This is a genomic window from Bacillus sp. TH13 (genome assembly GCF_016651175.1).
In the GTDB taxonomy this organism is placed as follows: Bacteria; Bacillota; Bacilli; order Bacillales; family Bacillaceae_G; genus Bacillus_A; species Bacillus_A thuringiensis_S.
Genome location: NZ_JAEKEJ010000025.1, coordinates 1,376,518 through 1,395,149 on the forward strand (window position 1 = coordinate 1,376,518; position 18,632 = coordinate 1,395,149).

Below are 18,632 nucleotides of genomic sequence, written 5' to 3' on the forward strand. Positions count from 1 at the left end.
TCAGAAGAGAATGATAATTATTTTCAGAAAAATTATAGCACACTCTATTTCTCTTGTACTATACCCTTTTGCTTCATATTTATTAACATTTCGCTACAATTCTATTTCAATCATTGTCATACTGTATTTGTTTGCCATTCTCATCCATTTCGCTTACAATAAACGGTAGCAAATAAAGAATCTCGTTATCACTGGGGGAGCCATGTCGCTGAGAGGGAACACTTCGTTCCGACCCTTCGAACCTGTTAGTTAATGCTTACGCAGGGATTGTGCAAACGTCCGAAATACATGCCTCATTTTTATTTACGTATTTCGTATCCTCCTATGATATCTATTCTTTTTTGTACAACTTGGATTTAGGGGGAGACAACATGCGTAACACCAATTTACAAGCGATGATCGAATCTGCTATTCTTGCAGCCTTCGCCATGATTATCGACATTTTACCATTATCACTTAAACTTCCAACAGGCGGTTCCATTTCATTTGCTATGATTCCTATTTTTATTATTGCATATCGCTGGGGCTTTAAATCTGCTTTCTTAGGTGGCTTAATTTGGGGATTATTACAAATTATTGTAGGTGATGCTTACATTTTAACACCTGTTCAAGCATTTATTGAGTACTTCATTGCCTTTGCTTTTATTGGATTTGCTGGCTTATTCTATCGTCCAATTCAAAAAGCACTTCTAGTATCTAATGAGAATAGCAATGAACAATTAACTTTAGGTAGTCGCAAAGAAAAACCTTCAGCAAAACAAAACCATGGTAAGAAAATCCTTGTTTACATTATCCTTGCCACATTTATCGGTAGCTTTGCTCGCTATTTCTGTCACTTTATTGCCGGTATTATTTTCTGGGGACAATATGCACCGAAAGGTCAATCGGCTGTGTTATATTCATTAATCGTAAATGGAAGTACAATGCTTGGTTCTTTTATTTTATGTACAGTTTTACTTATATTTTTATTTCTCACTTCACCACGCTTATTCAAGAGCATTAGTGCTTATCAAATGAATTCACAAAAAAAAGGCGCTTAACTAGCGCCTTTTTTATATCAAAATTCTCAGTGAGTAATATCAATAATAAATACAATAAATGCACAAAGAAAAATAAATACCATCACACCTAGTAAATTGCTATTCACGGCTAATCTACTCCTTACATAACCTCATTTTCTAACAAGATTATATCTCTTAAAAATAAAGATTAGGTAAAGATAATATGAAAATAACTTAAAAAAAGCGCAGATTGTATTGTCTACGCTTTCTTCGGTAAATAGAAATAAAATAACACACCATCTTCTGTATTTCCTGCCCCATATTCAGCATCATGTAGTTCTAAAATATTCTTTGAAATAGCAAGCCCAAGCCCCGTCCCACCTTGTGAACGCTGCCGAGCTGTATCCACGCGATAAAAACGATCCCAAATTTTATCTAATTGTTCGTCTTCAATGTGAGTACCTTTATTTTCAATGCACACTTTTATACGATCTTTATCATCTATTGTCGAAATAATAATATCCTCTTTATTTGGTGTATAACGTATTGCATTCGTAATGAAGTTCACGATGACTTGTTCAATCCGGCCTTGATTTGCAATCACTTCAAATGGACTTATATTTTTATGAACACGAAGTTCTTTTTTCTCTATCTCCACAGAAAGGTATTCACATATATCTTCAATTACTGAATCAATATAAAATAAATCCTTTTTCATTTTATATGTACCAGATTCAAATTTAGCTAACTCAAGCATATCCAAAATTAAAGTATCCATTTTGTCTACTTCTCTCTCCATCGCTTGAAAGTAATACTCTTTTTTATGCTCAGCTACCCCGTCTTTTAAAATGGAAATGCAACTTTTCATAATACTCAGCGGTGTTTTTAATTCATGCGAAACACCAGAAATGAATTCTTTCCGTGTATTTTCTAACTTTCTTTCCTTTTCAATATCTTGTTCAAGCTGTCCGATATGAGAATTTAATTTATTAGAAAGTATATTAATATTTTTCGATAAATCACCAATTTCATCTTTTGAAGTAATCGGTATTTTTTCTGTAAAATCTAAATGCGCTATTTTCTTCGTCGTATCATTTATTTTTAATAACGGTTTGGCAATTTGCTTTGAATAATAAAACGAAGCTAAAAAAATAAGAACGACTACAAATGCAATGATGTATATGTAATAATCTTGCACCATTTGTACAGCTTCATCTACAGGCTGTAAAGAAGCCATTGCATATATATATGCTACTGATCCGTCTTTTTCTTTTATTGGCTTAATTAATAATTTATATTTTATATCATTCTTTTCATAATCCATTGTTTGTGTTGTATATCGTATTTTATTGCTTTCTTTTAATAATAAATCGGTTTGAAAACCCTTAATATTATCTAAAAATATGCTATTTTTATAAATTGGATTCACAGGACCGTTTACATCTGGTAACTGTACTTTTGTAACACGTCCTCCTATGTAAACGCCTAATTCCTGAGCAGCTTCTTCCTGGACAGCTGGTTTCTTTTCCTTAGCAAGTTGCTCCCCAACTGCTCTCTTTTTCTCCTCATCTAATTTTATTTTCTCCTGAAATGCTTTTTCTAACGGTTTATTAGATCCGCTTAAATTCTGCTTAGATAAAGAAAAAGAGAATGGAATAAAACTATCTTCTTTTCTCACTCCAGAAAAATAAATCTCTTGTCCTAAAAAATGCTCTGATGATTTATTATCAATCTCCTCTATATTGACGAGATTGTGTAAGGGTATCTTGAATAGTTGTTGTCCAAAGCTCTTTTGTTGCCTACGATCTATCGTTACCTCAAAATAAAAATCATCCACATGTTTTAAATTCCCATTCTGATCTAGTGTCGTAATCCACGTATTATTTTCCCTAAAAAAGTCTTGCTCAAGTTTCTGGATTCCTTCTGCAGTTCCTGTGTAGTTTAAATAATTCTTCTCAAAGGAATTTAAATTCACTTTAATATCTTCCACTTTTCGATTCGCATAATATTGTTTGAAAAATATCGTTTGTCCAATAAATATCGTCGCTAAAATTAACATACATAATGCTGTTGTAAGAGTAAATAATTTTAGTACAATTCCTTTCTTCATACAGTTCCCTCAAATTTATAACCTGTTCGTACTACAGTTGTAATGTACTTTGCTTTCTCTCCTAATTTATTTCTTAAATTACGAATATGACTATTAACCGTTCGATCATCACCAGCAAATTCATATCCCCAAATTCTTGAAATTAATTGTTCCCTTGTTAGTACAATTCCTTGGTTTTTCATGAAATACACTAATATTTCAAACTCCGTATGCGTTAAACTAACATCTGCCTCATCAACAGTAACAGTACGTGACGGAAAATGGACGTGGATGCCATGAATCGATAACATATCATCTTCGTTCTCTAAAGGTTTCTTCGATGCTTTTCTACTTTCTAATAATCGTTTCGCTCTTGCTAATAGAATGGGTGGACTATACGGCTTCGTCACATAGTCATCTGCCCCAAGTTCAAAACCAAGTAACGTATCGTCTTCATCTACGCGCGCCGTTAGCATAATAATAGGCACCTCGGACGTCTTTCGAATTCTTCGGCAAACAGACCATCCATCGAGTTCTGGCAACATAATATCTAAAATAACTAAATCAACCTCTTCTTCTTCAAATACAGCTAAAGCCTCTTTCCCGTCCCTCGCTTCAAACACTACATATTGTTCACTTAAAAAATAATCTTTTAATATTTCACGTAATATATCTTCATCTTCAACAATTAAAATGTTTTTTGACATAACTTATATATCCCCCTCCTGCTTTCAGAAAGTATAATTTCATTTTGAATAACTGCCAGTTAACTTCGCCTCGATAATATATCTATCTGGTGCATCCCCTATATAATCAAATGGGTAACAAGTTGTCAGTGTTAATATCGGTTCTTCTTTTTTTATAATAACAGTACGATCATCCGCATGAGTAATCCATGTCTTTTGAATTTCATATGTGTACGTTTTATTATCATACTCTAAAACAAGGGTATCCTTTTCTTTCAACTCTCCTAAATCTGTAAATACAGTATCTCGATGTCCACTCAGTACAGTATGTCCTCCTCCAGATGGGGTTGTCGTTAAATCACTAACAAACATACCAACTCCTTTTTTCAGAGTCGTATCATCCGCTCCCCAATATATAGAAAACTTCTTCTTTATTTTCGGTATATTTAACAGTGCTACCTTTTCTCCTTCTTTATGTTCTGTTTGAGAAGAAGGCACTTGAGAAGTTACAGGTGTTTCATGAGAAAGTTGAGTATCTTGTATATTTTTAAGGCTCTTTATTTCTTCTGCCGTTAATTGCCCGGCAGAGCTTTTTCCTTTATACCATTCCACAGCGTAATAGGATCCCATGAATAGCCCTATAGCCATCAATATGATACCGATATAATTGAGTAACTTCATTCTTCATCCCTCCATGCAAAAAATGGTAGGAGTAACCTACCATTTTTAATATATGAAATTATCCCATTCTTTATAGGAAAATATTTTATTTACGCTTTAACCTTATTGCGACGATTCAAACCAAATAATGTACCTATCGCTACAAGACATGCACTTAATCCCATCATTGCTACATTATTTGATGCTGTGTTTGGTAATTTTTCACCTTGTACAACTGGCTTTGCTTCTTCTTTTTTAGCTACTTCATTCTTTTGCTCGACTTTTATCGCTGCTTCTTTTTTTGCCATATCATTTTTTAACTGTTCTTGCGCTATTCTCTTTTTCTCTTCTTCACTCTTTTTCTCAGCTTTTATTGCTTCCTCTTTTTTAGCCATATTATTTTTTTCTTGTACTTGTGCCGCTTGTTTTTTCTCTACTTCATTTTTTTGCTGTTCCTTAATTGCTTCTTCTTTTTTAGCTTTATCTTGTTGCACTTGCGCTTCTTCTTCCTTTGTTACTGTTCCAGTAGAAGCACTCGCTACTGAAGAATATCCTACTGTTAAAAGTGCCATTGCACAAATTGGTAATAGTCTCTTTTTCATCTTCATTCTCTCCTTATACTTTATTCACATCAACTCGCATCGGATGTATTACTAGAATAAGCAAGCGATATAAATATAAGATGCAGATGAAATATATTTCATTTAAAGATTTCATTGTAGAAAAAGAAAAAACATCGCAATATGTACGATGTTTTTTCGGGTGTGTGTCTCAATATCTACATGTTACTTTCGCGTGATTTGGAAGTAGAACGGGCCGGAGCGATAACTAATTGTCTCGGCTCAGTTTTCTTGAAGTGATTTTTGACGTTACACTTACGACGTTGAACAACCCACGCTTTAATAGGGTTTGTTAAAATAATCTTTTGCTTTTCGTTAGGGGCCTCTTCTTCAAACCTACAACTTTCGCTCCATTTATTCCATTTCATTGTAAATTTAGAAGAAGAATGATCATCTTCACGATCAAACAAGTGCAAAAAATCCATTTTTCCATCTAGCATTACGGTGTTACTAGTCGCTAAAAAAGAAAAGGTCGTCCAACGTTTCTCCATGCCCTCCTACTCCTTTTTCACATATAGAGTGCCTAAAACTTAATTTACCTAAAATATGCTTGCCTTTTACCTTACACCCATAGTTTATCCAAAATGCTATTATGCAACTATCGATTTGCCTTACAACTACCTTACATTTTTGTAAGAAACAAAAAAACCTTCACTCTATATAATGAAGGTTTCTTACTTTTTATCTATATGATCTCTCATATCATCAAGTCCAGCTTCTTTTAGCTGCGACATCATACCGTGCGAAATTGCTCCTAACACTAAAGTCATTCCAATTAATGAAATACGAATCGCAGGTACATCAATTACGTAAGCCAACAGGCCAAGAACAATTGTTAAAAGTAATGCTTTTATAAATGTTACACTTGTGTACTGTTTCTTCTTCATCATATCCACCCTTTATGGAAGCGTTTTCTTATTGTACTTAGTATATCATATCATCAGATGATTTTGTCGTTATCTTTGTAAAAAATTACTATCTCCTTTGACTTTTTCTATTCTATCCTTTACAGTCGAAATGTTCATAAGTTTTACACTGTAGGAGGATTACAATGAATATTGAAATAAAAGACACTTTAATTTCTGAAGAACAATTACAAGCAAAAGTAAAAGAACTAGCACTTCAAATCGAACGTGACTTTGAAGGAGAAGAAATCGTAGTTATCGCAGTATTAAAAGGTTCATTCGTATTTGCTGCTGATTTAATTCGTCACATTAAAAACGATGTAACAATTGATTTTATCTCTGCATCTAGCTACGGAAATCAAACAGAAACTACTGGAAAAGTGAAACTACTAAAAGATATCGACGTAAACATTACTGGAAAAAACGTAATTGTCGTAGAAGATATCATCGATTCTGGTTTAACGCTTCATTTCTTAAAAGACCACTTCTTTATGCATAAACCAAAGGCACTTAAGTTCTGTACTTTACTTGATAAACCAGAACGCCGTAAAGTGGACTTAACAGCTGAATATGTTGGCTTCCAAATTCCAGACGAATTCATCGTTGGATACGGTATCGACTGTGCGGAAAAATATCGTAACTTACCATTTATTGCTTCAGTTGTAACGGAGTAATCGTATAACTTAAAAAATTGATGGTACATAAAATGTATATCGGCGATTTTTTAAATATATCGACTTACCGACAATAACTGACAATCTTAGCATCCAATTAATAGGGAGAAGCTGTTCTAAAATACATGGGAACAGCTCCTTTCTTTCCATTACAAACTACAGGGAGAGATGAAATATGACAAAGACAAAATTTGAAAAAGTACTCCTCATCGTAAATCCGAAAGCTGGTCAAGGTGACTTACATACAAATTTAACAAAAATCGTACCACCTCTTGCCGCAGCTTTTCCTGATCTACATATCCTTCATACGAAAAAACAAGGTGATGCAACAAAATATTGCCAAGAGTTTGCTAGTAAAGTAGATTTAATTATCGTCTTTGGTGGTGATGGAACAGTATTTGAATGCACAAATGGCTTAGCACCTCTCGAAACTAGACCTACACTTGCAATCATTCCAGGAGGAACTTGCAACGACTTCTCTCGCACACTTGATGTTCCGCAAAACATTGCAGAAGCGGCAAAACTTATTACAAAAGAACATATAAAACCAGTTGACGTTGCAAAAGCAAATGAACAACATTTCTTAAACTTCTGGGGCATTGGACTCGTATCTGAAGTATCAAACAATATCGATGCAGAAGAAAAAGCAAAGCTTGGTAAAATCGGTTACTATTTAAGCACAATTCGAACTGTAAAAAATGCTGAAACATTCCCAGTAAAAATTACTTATGACGGACAAGTATATGAAGACGAAGCTGTCCTTGTCATGGTTGGAAATGGTGAATATCTTGGTGGTATTCCATCCTTTATTCCGAACGTAAAATGTGATGACGGAACACTTGATATTTTCGTAGTCAAATCAACAGGTATTCAAGCATTTAAAGATTACATCGGAAAGAAACTATTTGAAGACTCAAATGAAAATGACATCTTCCACGTAAAAGCGAAATCCATTCATATTGAAACGAAAGAAGAAAAAGAAGTAGATACAGATGGAGAAAGCTCGCTTCATACACCTTGTCACATTGAATTATTACAAGGACACTTTACGATGATTTATAATCCTGCGGTTGTGTAATAAAAAAACGAGTGCTAGCACTCGTTTTTTCTCTTCTAATCTAGTTATATTGTTGGATCATTTCCTCTATTTCTTTAACTCTCTCTAAAGTAATTCCATTTCTTTGTTCGATCGCTAAAGGATGCTCGGTTGGCTCTAATTCAACATACGGTGCCATTCCAACTTCTCTTATATGTACATTTGTTTTTAAATTTAGTGTTTCTGGATAAACTGGTATTTCTACAGATAACCAACCAAAATAAGGATCACTATTTTCTCGGCCTCTTTCATCCCACTTCTCTAATACTTCATCATAACTTTCTTTACTAAGTGATACCCACACAGTCCAAATAAAATTTTCGTGGTAATCAATGATAGGAATCTCTAAACAACCTCTAATAAAGTAATGTTCATTGTCCATTACGCAAAGTTCTGATGTTAAATGGGAGCATTCCTCTCTTTCATGGGGCGCTATCTCGTAATAATAATATGGTGCTTCACTTCCGTAGCATAGAGGTAGTGCAAAACGATGCATTTGTACTTTTTCTCCGGATTTTCTTCTTCTTTTCATTTGTTATTCTTTCTCCTATCCTTTTCAGTCACAATCAAACTCTACCCAATTTCTCCAATGCGTATTAGAATCCTTCTTCACAATAATACTTGGATCTTTCTTCTCTATTGCAGCGGCTACTGATTGGAAGAATTCATTTTCACTTACTTTTTCGTCTTCAACATGTTTCCATTCTTCCGTTTCATACGCTACTTCCCAATTACCTTCTAAACCGAACTCTTCCAAAATCTCTTCTTTACTCCACCATAATAATGTTCTAACTTCTTCATTAGTAGCAAGCATACGCATAAAGTATGTTGGATAATGTTCTGTCGTTTGTACTTCTATTCCATTATTTATATAATCCTCTTCTGTAAATTCATATTCAAAATGATGCTCGCGAATTTTTAAACTGCCTTTATAAATATTCGGTATAAATTCACCTTCATCATCAAACAACTCATAATCGCCATTATTTAATTGTAGAATGCAATCATCACCCATTGAATAAGTAATTCTATCTCCATATACTTGAATATCATTATATACACCTAATGAACCTACCCCAACAAGTTGAAACACCATTAACCAATCCTTAGTATCTTTAAAGAAAAGAGAGAATTTCACTTGCGAAATATCCATATATTCATTATCAAAGGCAGGAAATTCATACTTACTTTGCTTTTTATCTAATAGTTTTAAAATATCTTTTTGCATATGTATCATCTTCACCTCGATATAAACAAAAATATTTCTTTAATTTCACTAGAGTATAACATAACCATACTTACCTGTGACATTCTAATAACACTACTAAAAAATAGAAGAATGGCTTGTTTGCATACTCTAGTTCTTTTTATGTACAATGAAGGAAAGAAGCACCTTCATATAAGGGAGAGGACAAACTTTGTTCAACCAACAGTTAGTTAATTTACGCATTGATTTTGCATTTAAACAATTGTTTGGTACGAATGGTAGCGAAGATATTCTAATTGCATTTTTAAATGCTATGTTACAAGAGTCTTTAGAGTCGCCCATTGCTTCTCTACAACTAGAAGATCCACATTTACACAGGGAATATGAAGAGGATAAGTTATCTATTTTAGACATTTCAGCGACATTAGACACAGGAACAAAAGTTAATGTAGAAATACAACTCAATAATAATCACGATATGGTTAAACGCAGTTTATATTATTGGGGAAGACTATACACATCTCAACTACAAAAAGGGATGCCCTACAGTGCACTTCACAAAACCATCACCATAAACTTACTAAACTTCGCAATGTTTTCGGAACACCCAGCCTTCCATACAACAAGCATATTATGGAATACACAACAACAAAAAATCCTGAGTGAAGACATAGAAATCCACATTATAGAAATTCCAAAGTTAACTGAACAATGGCATGAAGAAAAAGTAAATCCGTGGAAAGATCCATTTGTTCGTTGGCTTTTATTGCTTTCAGCAAATGAGGATGAGCACTTAACTAAACTATTGGAGGATATTGCTATGAACCAAGACCCTATTTTACAAAAAGCGATAAATAAATGGGAACGTATGAGTCAAGATTCTTCTTTCCGACAAGCCTATGACGCAAGGGAGAAAGTTTTAATGGATGAAGCAGCAAAATTTGCCCATGCAGAGACAGAAGGAATAAAAAGAGGAATGGAACAAGGAATGAAACAAGGAATGAAACAAGGGATTGAAAAAGGGATTGAAAAAGGGATTGAAAAAGGGATTGAAAAAGGGATTGAAAAAGGGATTGAACAGGGAAAAATTCAAATAATTAAAAATATGTATGATCTTGGTATACCACTTGAAACGATTGCTAAGGCAAGTAAATTAAGTTTGCATGAGATTGAGCATATTTTAGGACATAAATAGTAATATAAAAAGCGAAAGAGAACATCATTTTCACTATGTTCTCTTTCGCTTTTTTCTATTTACTCACAATCCGAAAATAAGATCGAACCGTCAACAAATAATAACCTATATAAATGATACTATACACACCAATACTAAGTAATAACGGTACTGCAATTTCATAAGGAAGTACTGTCGCTAATCCTTTTAGCGCAAATAAAGTGTGCAATATACCTACTACTAAAGGAATGAAGAAGATAAATCTCATTTGCTTTGCAATTGCCTTTTTCATTTCTTTTTTCGTTACTCCAAGCTTTCGAAGAACGATGTAACGCTCACGATCTGCATTTGCTTCTGTTAATTGTTTGAAGTAAATAATTGAACCTGTCGCAAGTAAAAATACTAACCCTAAGAAAATACCACTAAACATAATTAATCCTGACATTTCAATGCCATCTCGGAAAATAGTATAGAAGTCACGGAACTGTTCTTGTCCTTCTGCATATTCTTTTGATATTACTTGTTTTAATTTCTCTGTTAGTACTTTACTATTTCTTTCATCTTTTACATCAATGTTTTGTACAATGTGAGATCCGACTGTCTTCTTCGCCTGCTCATACACTTCATCTGGAACGACAACTACAAGCTCATATAAGTTTGTAATGTTTCGCGCATTTACTTCTATTATTTGTACTGGTGCGACTTCTCCAATTGGGAATATTCCTTTCTTCCCTTTATATACGCCAGTATCTTTATTCCCTTCACCGTGCATCACATCAAATGCGTACGCTTCTGCCTTCTTCAAATCCACTGTTTTTTCATTTAAATATTTTGCGATTTTATTAAATGATGATTGAGCCATAAGTTCAGTCGTTCTTGATTTTAATGCATCTTTATTTGAAACATCATCACCAAATTCACCGATTACTTTTACTGTTTCTAACTCATATTGATGAATCACTTCATTCTTTTCTGTCTCCTCTTTTAAAATCTCCTCTACTTTACGATCTACACGAGCATCTTTCTTTTCGTAAGAATAACTAATCGGCATATATTTTTTCGCCTGCATATATGCGTTATAGTACGTTGTTACAGAAGTTCCAACCGCTGTTAATGTTACTGCGCTTAATATTGCAATTGTTGCTAATGATTTTGCATTTCCTTTAATACGGTATAGTAACTGAGATGTCGTAACGATTTGCATTCCGTTATAAAACTTAGATTTTTTATTTCGTACTCTTTTTAATACAAATACAGTAAAGAACATAAAGAATAAATACGTACCAAGTACTGTCGCTAATAAAATGGAAAGAGCAATTGACATAAAGTTATCACCGTTAGCATTTTTAATAGCTGTTACTGATAAGAAATATCCTGAACCAATTAGTAATATAGAAACAATAGCTATAATTTTAGAACCTTTTGGCATTCCTTCTCCTTCATTTTCTGCTCGGAACAATTCAATTAATTTAAAACGATAAATAACTCGATATCCTTTAAAAGATGTATAAAGAATAATGAAACAAAAAATACATGCTGTATCAATAACCGCTCCAATCGGCACTTCAAAATGAACATTTACGCCTAATTCCATCATGCTGACTAACAGCTGAAGAAATGATTTTGAAAGTAAACTACCGATTATAATGCCAATTACTAATGATAGTAAACCCATTAACATATTTTCATAAAACAGCATTTTGCCTATTTCTTTTTTCCGAATACCTAGTAAAGAGTAAAGACCTATTTCTTTTTTACGCTTTCGTGTGAAAAATCCATTTGAATATATAATAAATATCGCGACAAATATAATAAGCATGACACTCGCAAGTTGAAATCCGTTACTAACCCGGTCGCCAGCTTCTCCAACTTGTGAATTATACTGCAATGATTTAAATGTAAAATAAATTACGATACTAAAAATCATAGAAGCAAAGTATATAAAATAATCTTTAAAATTTCGTTTTATATTACGAAGAGCGATACTATATAAGCTCACTTATAGCACCTCCAGAAATAGAAGACATTACGTCAACAACTTGTTGGAAGAACTGTTTACGTGTAAGCTCCCCGCGATATAACTCTTTATACAATTCACCGTCTTTAATGAATACAACACGTTTGCAATAACTTGCGGCAAATACATCATGCGTTACCATTAAAATCGTTGCACGGTCTTTTTCATTTAATGATTTCATACTTTCTAATAAATCTGTCGCTGACTTTGAATCAAGCGCACCAGTTGGCTCATCTCCAAAAATCATACTTGGATTTGTTACAATCGCTCTTGATGCTGCACAGCGTTGTTTTTGTCCACCTGACACTTCATACGGATATTGATTTAAAATATGATTTATTCCAAATTTCTTTGCAATCATCTCAACGCGAGATTCTACCTCTTTCGCCTTCACTTTCGATAAGGCCAGAGGCAATGCAATATTTTCTCGTACTGTTAACGTATCTAATAAATTATAATCTTGGAAAATGAATCCTAAATGATCACGGCGGAATAACGCTAGTTCATCATCATCATTCATCTTCACAATATCTTTTCCATCAATTAAAATCTCACCTTTTGATGTTGTATCAATAGTAGAAAGAACATTCAAAAGCGTCGTTTTCCCAGAACCAGATGGCCCCATAATACCGACAAATTCTCCCTCTTTCACCTGTAAATGAATATCTTTCAGCGCTTCAAATGCATTACCACCTGTATTATATATTTTCGAAATCCCTTTCGCTTCTAACATTGTTTTCATCTATTTAAACCTCCTGTTATGATTCTTGATGTTCCCTGTAAGCAACAGAACTCAGTATAAATAGATTTTCTTAACAAATAGTCACGGGGTTTCTTAATATTTTCTTAAAAAGAAAAATCCAAAATCATACAAAGTGGTTTTGGATTTAATATAGTTAAAATGTTACATTGCATTTCGAACAAAAAGGAGCAGAATTTCCTCTTCGAATTTTCGCATTACATTTTGGACAATATACATATCTCTCTTCTATCTTTTCTCATTCTTATCATATGTAAGGATACTATTCTCATACTGCACATAACCCCAATTAATATAAGCCTAGCAACGAGTAGCATATCTCTCAATACCCTTCTACATTTTACCATAAAATAATAAAACTGATTCCCACATTGAGAATCGGTTTTATCTTTATAATCCTAACTTCGCCTTCGTACCATCAGGAATTTTATCTACCTCTATTTCTACTTTATCATGTAAAAACTTCCCTCTTGTAATGACATGCCAGTACGAGCCTTTTTGTAATTTATCTACGCCATCAATTGTTACTTCTTTCTCTTCTCCCTTCTCATCATAAGGTTTAACTGTATATTCAAAACCTTTATTTCCACCTAACTTCTTCGCTCCAACCAAATTCTGAGTTGAGATCCCTACTACCCGTTTATGCTGGATAAATTTATTAAACTTCATAATGTTTTCAAAACAAAAAGTCTTCCATACAACGAGCATATTCTGGAAGACACAACAGCAGAAACGCCTAATTGATGATATAGAAATTCCAAAGTCAACAAAACAATAGCGTGAAGAAGAGCTAGAAAAATATCGAGAAGGTTGACGGCATACACCGTGTCAAATTGAATTATTATCAAAGCTTTCAACAATGATTTATAATCCTTATTTTGCTATACTTTAACAATTACTAACCTTCGCATTTTTTCAAAAAATAAAGTATAATGAACTAATATAAAAAGGTTGTTAACAAAATCGTTAACAACCTTTTTTGTTTTTTCTGAAAAACTTTTCAATTTAAGGGAGCGATCACATGTATTGGAGAAAAAATGATAAACCTGTAGAAGAACCAGAAGCAATTGCTGTATGGGAATGTCAAGAAGAAAACTGCCGTGGGTGGATGCGTAAAAACTTTTCGTTAGAAGAAGAGCCGCAATGTCCTTTATGTAAAGGAGATATGGAAAGCAACGAACGCTTATTACAAAAGTTATAATAAATTTTCCTCTTCACCTTTTATAAACTGAAAATAGAGGATTCTCTTTCTCCTTATCTACAATGTGAATCGAAAGAAAATACACTATATGAAAAAGCTTTGCGTATCCTCGCAAAGCTTTTTCAATATCTCAAACTCATTCCAACTATCATTATTTACTAAAAAAATAAATTACATTTTGAATAAAAAGGAGCAAAATCCCCTTTTTGAATTTTCACATTACACTTAGGACAATACACATACAAACCTTCTTTTCTCTGTCTCTCTACCATCCCCAAAGCTACTAATCTCATTCCAACCATAGTTCCTATCCAAATGATTACTGTTCACATATATGCTCAATAACCAAATTAATATAAAAGGAAATCCAATAAAATTTACAAGTTTGACTTTTAATTCATCCATCGCACAAATTAGTAAAATTTTCTTTCTCATTTCATTTTCTCCCTGTATACTTTTTTAAATACCAGCTTGGGTGTATTCATAGACTAAACAAGCTATATAAATATAAAATGCAGATACGATATATTTCACTTAAAAATTCAATTAGTGTAATTAATTACACTAATCTCTATGTATAGATGTGTTTCCTTAAAAATAGTAGAGGGATTCCTTGATTTCCCCTTAATAATATTAAAAAGTCCCAAACTATAATAAGTTTGAGACCCTTGAATTCTATATTCTATTTTTCCTTTGGGAGGACAATCCCCTTATATAATTGAACAGTGATCAAATAGTAAACAACGTAAATAATTATAAATATACAAATCGGAAGTCCAATATTCACATATGGATCCACAAAAAATTTAACAAATGTAAATACATTCATTCCTACCAAAACGTGTATAAGACCCAATATAGCTGGAAATAGAAATACAATGCCTAATTCTTTATACATAGATTGTATAAGTAATTCTTTACGTACCCCAATTTTCCGAAGCATCTCATACCGCCCTATATCTTTCGTAGCTCCAGAAAGGATCTTAAACATTAAACAACTTACCATCATAGCTAAAAAAGCAAGGCCTAAAAAGAATCCCATAAAGGAAGTTCCTTTTGAAAAGGCAAGCATAGATTCATAATCACTATAGTTTGTTGGTAAATATACATCTTCCTTAGGCTTATTAATAGCAGCGGCTATTTTTTCGATTTGACGATTATCCATCTCTTTTAACTCTGTTTTATACCTTAAAATATTATCTACTTTAGCAATAAAAAATGTATGCTCATTCCCTTGGATTGCTTCATAACGGTTTTCATCGACGATATAGACAGGTTTACGATCATATACAGAAATATTCGATCTAAAATCACTATCCATACTCTTATCCCAATTCAGTGGTAACGTAGAAATAGATGGATCAACTTCCTCCCCCTTAAACATCCTATAGCTCGAAGATGGAAGTTGTTCAGTAATATGTGTTGTCTCTTTCTTTCCAAACAACAGTGGAGGATTCGCTAATAATTCTTCTTTTAAATAGTAAACAGCCTCATTATTAACTTTGTATTTATATTGTTTTTTATCTACAATTTTCATTTTTTCCATAGCTTTATAATCCTCTGCTTCTGGATCATGAATTGTAATATCATAACCTGACATTCTTTCTGCTGTAAGGATTACGTTTTTCTGTAAAGACATGCCACCAGCCATTGCCCCTACACCTAGTCCAATTAGCATCGTTACCGTGCCTAATATTTTCGCCAAACTACTTACCCTGAACTGCAATTGTGCAAATGTAAATGCATTTAATTTCTTCTCATTTAAATAGCGCGTTTTCTTTAACCTATTAACAATCATAGGTAAGAACGAAATAAATATAAGATATGTCCCGATTGTAATCGTGAATAATGGAAGTATAATGGCTCCAGCGCCCTTTATTCCTACGAAAATTACGAAATAATACCCTACACCTAGTCCTAGCAAACTACATAAAAGTAACAATATTGTGGCTGGTCCTTTCATTCGTATGTGTTCCGTTTGCTCCTCTGTACGAATTAAATCTAGTTCCGTTTTAAGCGCTATACGAATCGCATTCATAATGGATGTAAGTAGAAATAACGCACTAAAGAATATAAATGTTATTTTGAATGCCGGAACATAAAATGCTTGATAACCTTCCGTTGAAATTTCCAATTGTTTCGTTAAAAATTTGCTAACGAAATTGGAAAGAATAGCTCCGAATACACTCCCTAATGCTAGTGAAATCATTCCCATAGACAATGTCTCAAAGAATAAAAGTTGGCTGATTTTACTCTTTTTGGCCCCTAAAACAAGATACATGCCAAGTTCTTTCCGCCGTAGTGAAAGGAGAAAAGAGTTTGCATAAAAAATATAAAAGAATGTAATAAAAGCCACCAAAATCGATCCTATTTGAAATACAAATACGATTGAACCAATAATACTGTTATTCATTGTAAACTCTTTATTTAACGCAAGCGTTTGAAACATATAAAAAATAGAAATTGAGATGACAAGACCTATTAATAAAACGATATAATCCTTAATCATTTTTTTCATACTAGAAATAGAAAGTTTTAATAACACACTCTACACCCACGCTTTTCTACAGTGTGGTGTACTACATTCATCTTTTTACTATACCCTCTTTGTACAACGTTCTCTTCAAATATTAAAGTTTTCATATTGCCTCCTGTCATTTGGCTAGTGCTGCGATCATGCTACTTTCATAGCCACTAACTATCATTTTATCTTTTCCCTACAAACAGCAATATTGATTCCTCTTACATTATCCTTACATTTTTGTAATGTACACTCCTGAAAAAAACATTACAATATGCAAATCAAACATTTTATAATCCGATTCATATACCTTTTGACATCAATATTCTCACGCTCAAATAATATATTTACACATATAAAGTCGAAGGATATTATATAGGTTTTCTAGCCTATTTAAGAGGTTATATAAATAATTAATATTAAAAATGTACAAAAAAAGCCTGACTGTAATACTTAATAACTTTGCACTTATCATCAGTTTACCTCTTCATTATAATTGTCCGAGATAAAGATAAAATAAAACATTATAAATATATAACCATATATCATTAAATTTAGTACCGTTTTACTTTTCCTTATCCCTCTTACTCTTTATTTTACGTTCATTCTCTTCGTTTCTAATTCACCTCTCAAAGGCACTACATAAAACTATTATTTAGGTTCTATTAAAATAACATATTCTAAATCATATAAATTCGCCTTTGGTTTTGCATAAATAGTATAAGTAAGACCATATTGATCTTGTTCTTGCTCTATTACCTCTGCTACTTCAAGACCTGGTGGTATTTTCTGACTCAATTCAGAGGTAATAATGCTATCACCTATTTTTATTTCTTTCACTTTATCTGATGGGATATTATCAATTCGAAGGGCCTGTTTTTTCTTATCATACCCTGTAACAAATCCTAAAATGGATGAATTATTTTGAAGGGTGATTGCTAAACGATTCGTTCGTTCATCATTCGTAATTAATTTCACAACAGATGTATATTGATCTACACTCTCTACCTTTCCGATAAAACCGTCCACTGTAATAACAGCCATATCAACCTTTACACCATGTTGTGCTCCTCTATCAATAGTGACTTCTCCATACCACTCTTCTGCTACACGAGTTACTATTGTAGCTTGAATTAAATTGTATTTTCCTTGTTCCTTTAATTCTTTCGTTTTGTTGATAAGTTTAGTAAGGTTTTCTTTCTCCTCACTTAATATTTGCACTTTACTCTTTAACGATTCTTGATGTTCAATTTTCCCTTTCAATACCTGATTCTCTCTATATACTTTATAGATGTCTTCTATATTATGAACAATATTTTGGACATGCTTATTATTTGTACATACATACACCATCAATAAAGCAAAAAGAATAATTGAAAGAAATAATAATATTTTCTTCTTAGAAACCTGCATAATTATCCTGCTACTCCCTACTATTTTTTATCTACATACTATAGAATACTAGTCATTTTACACAGAAGAAATGCAGTTTAAATAAAGTTAAGATAAACTTTATCTTCTTTATAAAAAATTTAGAACTTATCATATACTACTACAATCTTCGAAGCTTGCTCGTTACCTTATCCATGGAATGCCACTTATAATTTCTATAACTAATTATGTTGTATTTGTACTTTCTCTTTTACTTTCTTAGGTATTTCATCTATTTGTACTTCTTCCCATTCCATACCATAACTTCCTTTAGATCTAATCTTTAAATATGCTCCTATTCTTAAATGTTTTGAAGCAGTCATTGCAATCTTTTGCTCTTGACCAGATTCATTATATCCTTTGAATTTATATTCCCATCTAGCAAAACCTTTGTTTTCAGCTCCATATTTACCATCATTATCAACAACAGCATAATAAATATCTTCTTTAATAAATGGATTGAGTTGATCTACAATAGGTCCACCCTTCACTATAAGTAATGTAACTCCAACTATAATCAATACGATAAACGCGCTTATTTTTTTCATGAAACTTTCTATTCTCCTCTTCTCAGATACTTCCCCTTAAAG

19 protein-coding genes, 3 pseudogenes and 1 riboswitch are annotated in these 18,632 nt (G+C 32.8%); of the genes and pseudogenes, 6 read left to right on the forward strand and 16 right to left on the reverse strand.

Going from position 1 to position 18,632, the window contains the following annotated elements:
• The first annotated feature begins 183 nt into the window (after window positions 1–183).
• Window positions 184–285, forward strand: a riboswitch (TPP riboswitch).
• 86 nt (window positions 286–371) lie between these two features.
• Window positions 372–1,040, forward strand: coding sequence for an energy-coupled thiamine transporter ThiT (thiT, locus tag JFU02_RS15425; RefSeq protein ID WP_097960387.1), 669 nt, complete (start codon window positions 372–374; stop codon window positions 1,038–1,040).
• Window positions 1,041–1,260: 220 nt separating this feature from the next.
• On the opposite strand, the gene JFU02_RS15430 is transcribed toward thiT, so the two are convergent.
• The 6 genes from JFU02_RS15430 to JFU02_RS15455 all read right to left on the reverse strand — a co-directional run bounded on the left by JFU02_RS15430 (window position 1,261) and on the right by JFU02_RS15455 (window position 5,946).
• The gene (locus JFU02_RS15430) at window positions 1,261–3,111 is read right to left on the reverse strand and encodes a sensor histidine kinase (protein ID WP_000715420.1); all 1,851 of its coding nucleotides are present in this window, start codon (window positions 3,109–3,111) and stop codon (window positions 1,261–1,263) included.
• On the reverse strand, window positions 3,108–3,797 hold the full coding sequence (locus JFU02_RS15435; RefSeq protein ID WP_000041842.1) for a response regulator transcription factor: 690 nt from the start codon (window positions 3,795–3,797) through the stop codon (window positions 3,108–3,110). Before JFU02_RS15435 ends, JFU02_RS15430 begins: the two co-directional genes overlap by 4 nt.
• Before the next feature lie 39 nt (window positions 3,798–3,836).
• Entirely contained in the window at window positions 3,837–4,457 is a 621-nt protein-coding gene (locus JFU02_RS15440) for a class D sortase (RefSeq protein ID WP_000771571.1), read from the reverse strand.
• An 89-nt stretch (window positions 4,458–4,546) separates the two neighbouring features.
• The gene (locus JFU02_RS15445) at window positions 4,547–5,038 is read right to left on the reverse strand and encodes an LPXTG cell wall anchor domain-containing protein (protein ID WP_000746716.1); all 492 of its coding nucleotides are present in this window, start codon (window positions 5,036–5,038) and stop codon (window positions 4,547–4,549) included.
• Between the two features lie 176 nt (window positions 5,039–5,214).
• Window positions 5,215–5,547 carry a hypothetical protein gene (locus JFU02_RS15450; RefSeq protein ID WP_000415616.1) on the reverse strand — a complete coding sequence of 111 codons (333 nt, stop codon included), beginning with the start codon at window positions 5,545–5,547 and terminating at the stop codon, window positions 5,215–5,217.
• Between the two features lie 183 nt (window positions 5,548–5,730).
• On the reverse strand, window positions 5,731–5,946 hold the full coding sequence (locus JFU02_RS15455) for a hypothetical protein (RefSeq protein ID WP_002001286.1): 216 nt from the start codon (window positions 5,944–5,946) through the stop codon (window positions 5,731–5,733).
• Window positions 5,947–6,107: 161 nt separating this feature from the next.
• On the opposite strand from JFU02_RS15455, the gene hpt reads away from it, so the two are divergent.
• Together hpt and JFU02_RS15465 are read left to right on the forward strand one after the other, a co-directional pair.
• On the forward strand, window positions 6,108–6,635 hold the full coding sequence (gene hpt / locus JFU02_RS15460) for a hypoxanthine phosphoribosyltransferase (protein WP_001019295.1): 528 nt from the start codon (window positions 6,108–6,110) through the stop codon (window positions 6,633–6,635).
• 175 nt (window positions 6,636–6,810) lie between these two features.
• Entirely contained in the window at window positions 6,811–7,713 is a 903-nt protein-coding gene (locus JFU02_RS15465; RefSeq protein ID WP_201071240.1) for a diacylglycerol/lipid kinase family protein, read from the forward strand.
• 40 nt (window positions 7,714–7,753) lie between these two features.
• On the opposite strand, the gene JFU02_RS15470 is transcribed toward JFU02_RS15465, so the two are convergent.
• Together JFU02_RS15470 and JFU02_RS15475 are read right to left on the reverse strand one after the other, a co-directional pair.
• Entirely contained in the window at window positions 7,754–8,263 is a 510-nt protein-coding gene (locus JFU02_RS15470) for a DUF2199 domain-containing protein (protein WP_097960385.1), read from the reverse strand.
• Window positions 8,264–8,287: 24 nt separating this feature from the next.
• Entirely contained in the window at window positions 8,288–8,959 is a 672-nt protein-coding gene (locus JFU02_RS15475) for a DUF7003 family protein (RefSeq protein WP_097888561.1), read from the reverse strand.
• Between the two features lie 190 nt (window positions 8,960–9,149).
• On the opposite strand from JFU02_RS15475, the gene JFU02_RS15480 reads away from it, so the two are divergent.
• The gene (locus JFU02_RS15480) at window positions 9,150–10,133 is read left to right on the forward strand and encodes an Rpn family recombination-promoting nuclease/putative transposase (protein WP_201071249.1); all 984 of its coding nucleotides are present in this window, start codon (window positions 9,150–9,152) and stop codon (window positions 10,131–10,133) included.
• A gap of 55 nt (window positions 10,134–10,188) precedes the next feature.
• Here JFU02_RS15480 and JFU02_RS15485 read toward each other — a convergent pair whose 3' ends face one another.
• From JFU02_RS15485 to JFU02_RS15495, 4 genes and pseudogenes are all read right to left on the reverse strand, one after another.
• Window positions 10,189–12,111, reverse strand: coding sequence for an FtsX-like permease family protein (locus JFU02_RS15485; protein ID WP_097888563.1), 1,923 nt, complete (start codon window positions 12,109–12,111; stop codon window positions 10,189–10,191).
• A complete protein-coding gene (locus JFU02_RS15490) occupies window positions 12,098–12,871 on the reverse strand; it encodes an ABC transporter ATP-binding protein (protein WP_000855636.1) in 774 nt (257 codons plus the stop codon). The genes JFU02_RS15485 and JFU02_RS15490 overlap by 14 nt, the downstream gene beginning before the upstream one ends.
• A gap of 154 nt (window positions 12,872–13,025) precedes the next feature.
• Window positions 13,026–13,206, reverse strand: a pseudogene (locus JFU02_RS32185) (hypothetical protein).
• A 73-nt stretch (window positions 13,207–13,279) separates the two neighbouring features.
• Window positions 13,280–13,489, reverse strand: a pseudogene (locus tag JFU02_RS15495) (DUF1093 domain-containing protein); the annotation flags it as partial.
• Window positions 13,490–13,538: 49 nt separating this feature from the next.
• Between JFU02_RS15495 and JFU02_RS32190 the strand changes: the two are divergent.
• Together JFU02_RS32190 and JFU02_RS15500 are read left to right on the forward strand one after the other, a co-directional pair.
• Window positions 13,539–13,664, forward strand: a pseudogene (locus JFU02_RS32190) (Rpn family recombination-promoting nuclease/putative transposase); the annotation flags it as partial.
• Between the two features lie 246 nt (window positions 13,665–13,910).
• The gene (locus JFU02_RS15500) at window positions 13,911–14,090 is read left to right on the forward strand and encodes a cold-inducible protein YdjO-related protein (RefSeq protein ID WP_000289927.1); all 180 of its coding nucleotides are present in this window, start codon (window positions 13,911–13,913) and stop codon (window positions 14,088–14,090) included.
• Window positions 14,091–14,315: 225 nt separating this feature from the next.
• Here JFU02_RS15500 and JFU02_RS15505 read toward each other — a convergent pair whose 3' ends face one another.
• The 4 genes from JFU02_RS15505 to JFU02_RS15520 form a co-directional block, all read right to left on the reverse strand.
• Window positions 14,316–14,525, reverse strand: a complete 210-nt coding sequence (locus JFU02_RS15505) for a hypothetical protein (protein WP_061667106.1) — start codon at window positions 14,523–14,525, stop codon at window positions 14,316–14,318.
• A 247-nt stretch (window positions 14,526–14,772) separates the two neighbouring features.
• A complete protein-coding gene (locus tag JFU02_RS15510; protein WP_097888565.1) occupies window positions 14,773–16,635 on the reverse strand; it encodes an FtsX-like permease family protein in 1,863 nt (620 codons plus the stop codon).
• Between the two features lie 627 nt (window positions 16,636–17,262).
• Entirely contained in the window at window positions 17,263–18,024 is a 762-nt protein-coding gene (gene mreC, locus JFU02_RS15515; RefSeq protein ID WP_176520053.1) for a rod shape-determining protein MreC, read from the reverse strand.
• Window positions 18,025–18,224: 200 nt separating this feature from the next.
• Window positions 18,225–18,590, reverse strand: coding sequence for a YxeA family protein (locus tag JFU02_RS15520; protein ID WP_042972761.1), 366 nt, complete (start codon window positions 18,588–18,590; stop codon window positions 18,225–18,227).
• Window positions 18,591–18,632: the final 42 nt, after the last annotated feature.

Bases quoted from the DNA above. Each gene is read 5' to 3' on its own strand.
- thiT (WP_097960387.1), top strand. From the start codon at position 372: ATGCGTAACACCAATTTACAAGCGATGATCGAATCTGCTATTCTTGCA.
- JFU02_RS15430 (WP_000715420.1), bottom strand. From the start codon at position 3,111: ATGAAGAAAGGAATTGTACTAAAATTATTTACTCTTACAACAGCATTA.
- JFU02_RS15435 (WP_000041842.1), bottom strand. From the start codon at position 3,797: ATGTCAAAAAACATTTTAATTGTTGAAGATGAAGATATATTACGTGAA.
- JFU02_RS15440 (WP_000771571.1), bottom strand. From the start codon at position 4,457: ATGAAGTTACTCAATTATATCGGTATCATATTGATGGCTATAGGGCTA.
- JFU02_RS15445 (WP_000746716.1), bottom strand. From the start codon at position 5,038: ATGAAAAAGAGACTATTACCAATTTGTGCAATGGCACTTTTAACAGTA.
- JFU02_RS15450 (WP_000415616.1), bottom strand. From the start codon at position 5,547: ATGGAGAAACGTTGGACGACCTTTTCTTTTTTAGCGACTAGTAACACC.
- JFU02_RS15455 (WP_002001286.1), bottom strand. From the start codon at position 5,946: ATGATGAAGAAGAAACAGTACACAAGTGTAACATTTATAAAAGCATTA.
- hpt (WP_001019295.1), top strand. From the start codon at position 6,108: ATGAATATTGAAATAAAAGACACTTTAATTTCTGAAGAACAATTACAA.
- JFU02_RS15465 (WP_201071240.1), top strand. From the start codon at position 6,811: ATGACAAAGACAAAATTTGAAAAAGTACTCCTCATCGTAAATCCGAAA.
- JFU02_RS15470 (WP_097960385.1), bottom strand. From the start codon at position 8,263: ATGAAAAGAAGAAGAAAATCCGGAGAAAAAGTACAAATGCATCGTTTT.
- JFU02_RS15475 (WP_097888561.1), bottom strand. From the start codon at position 8,959: ATGCAAAAAGATATTTTAAAACTATTAGATAAAAAGCAAAGTAAGTAT.
- JFU02_RS15490 (WP_000855636.1), bottom strand. From the start codon at position 12,871: ATGAAAACAATGTTAGAAGCGAAAGGGATTTCGAAAATATATAATACA.
- JFU02_RS15500 (WP_000289927.1), top strand. From the start codon at position 13,911: ATGTATTGGAGAAAAAATGATAAACCTGTAGAAGAACCAGAAGCAATT.
- JFU02_RS15505 (WP_061667106.1), bottom strand. From the start codon at position 14,525: ATGAGAAAGAAAATTTTACTAATTTGTGCGATGGATGAATTAAAAGTC.
- mreC (WP_176520053.1), bottom strand. From the start codon at position 18,024: ATGCAGGTTTCTAAGAAGAAAATATTATTATTTCTTTCAATTATTCTT.
- JFU02_RS15520 (WP_042972761.1), bottom strand. From the start codon at position 18,590: ATGAAAAAAATAAGCGCGTTTATCGTATTGATTATAGTTGGAGTTACA.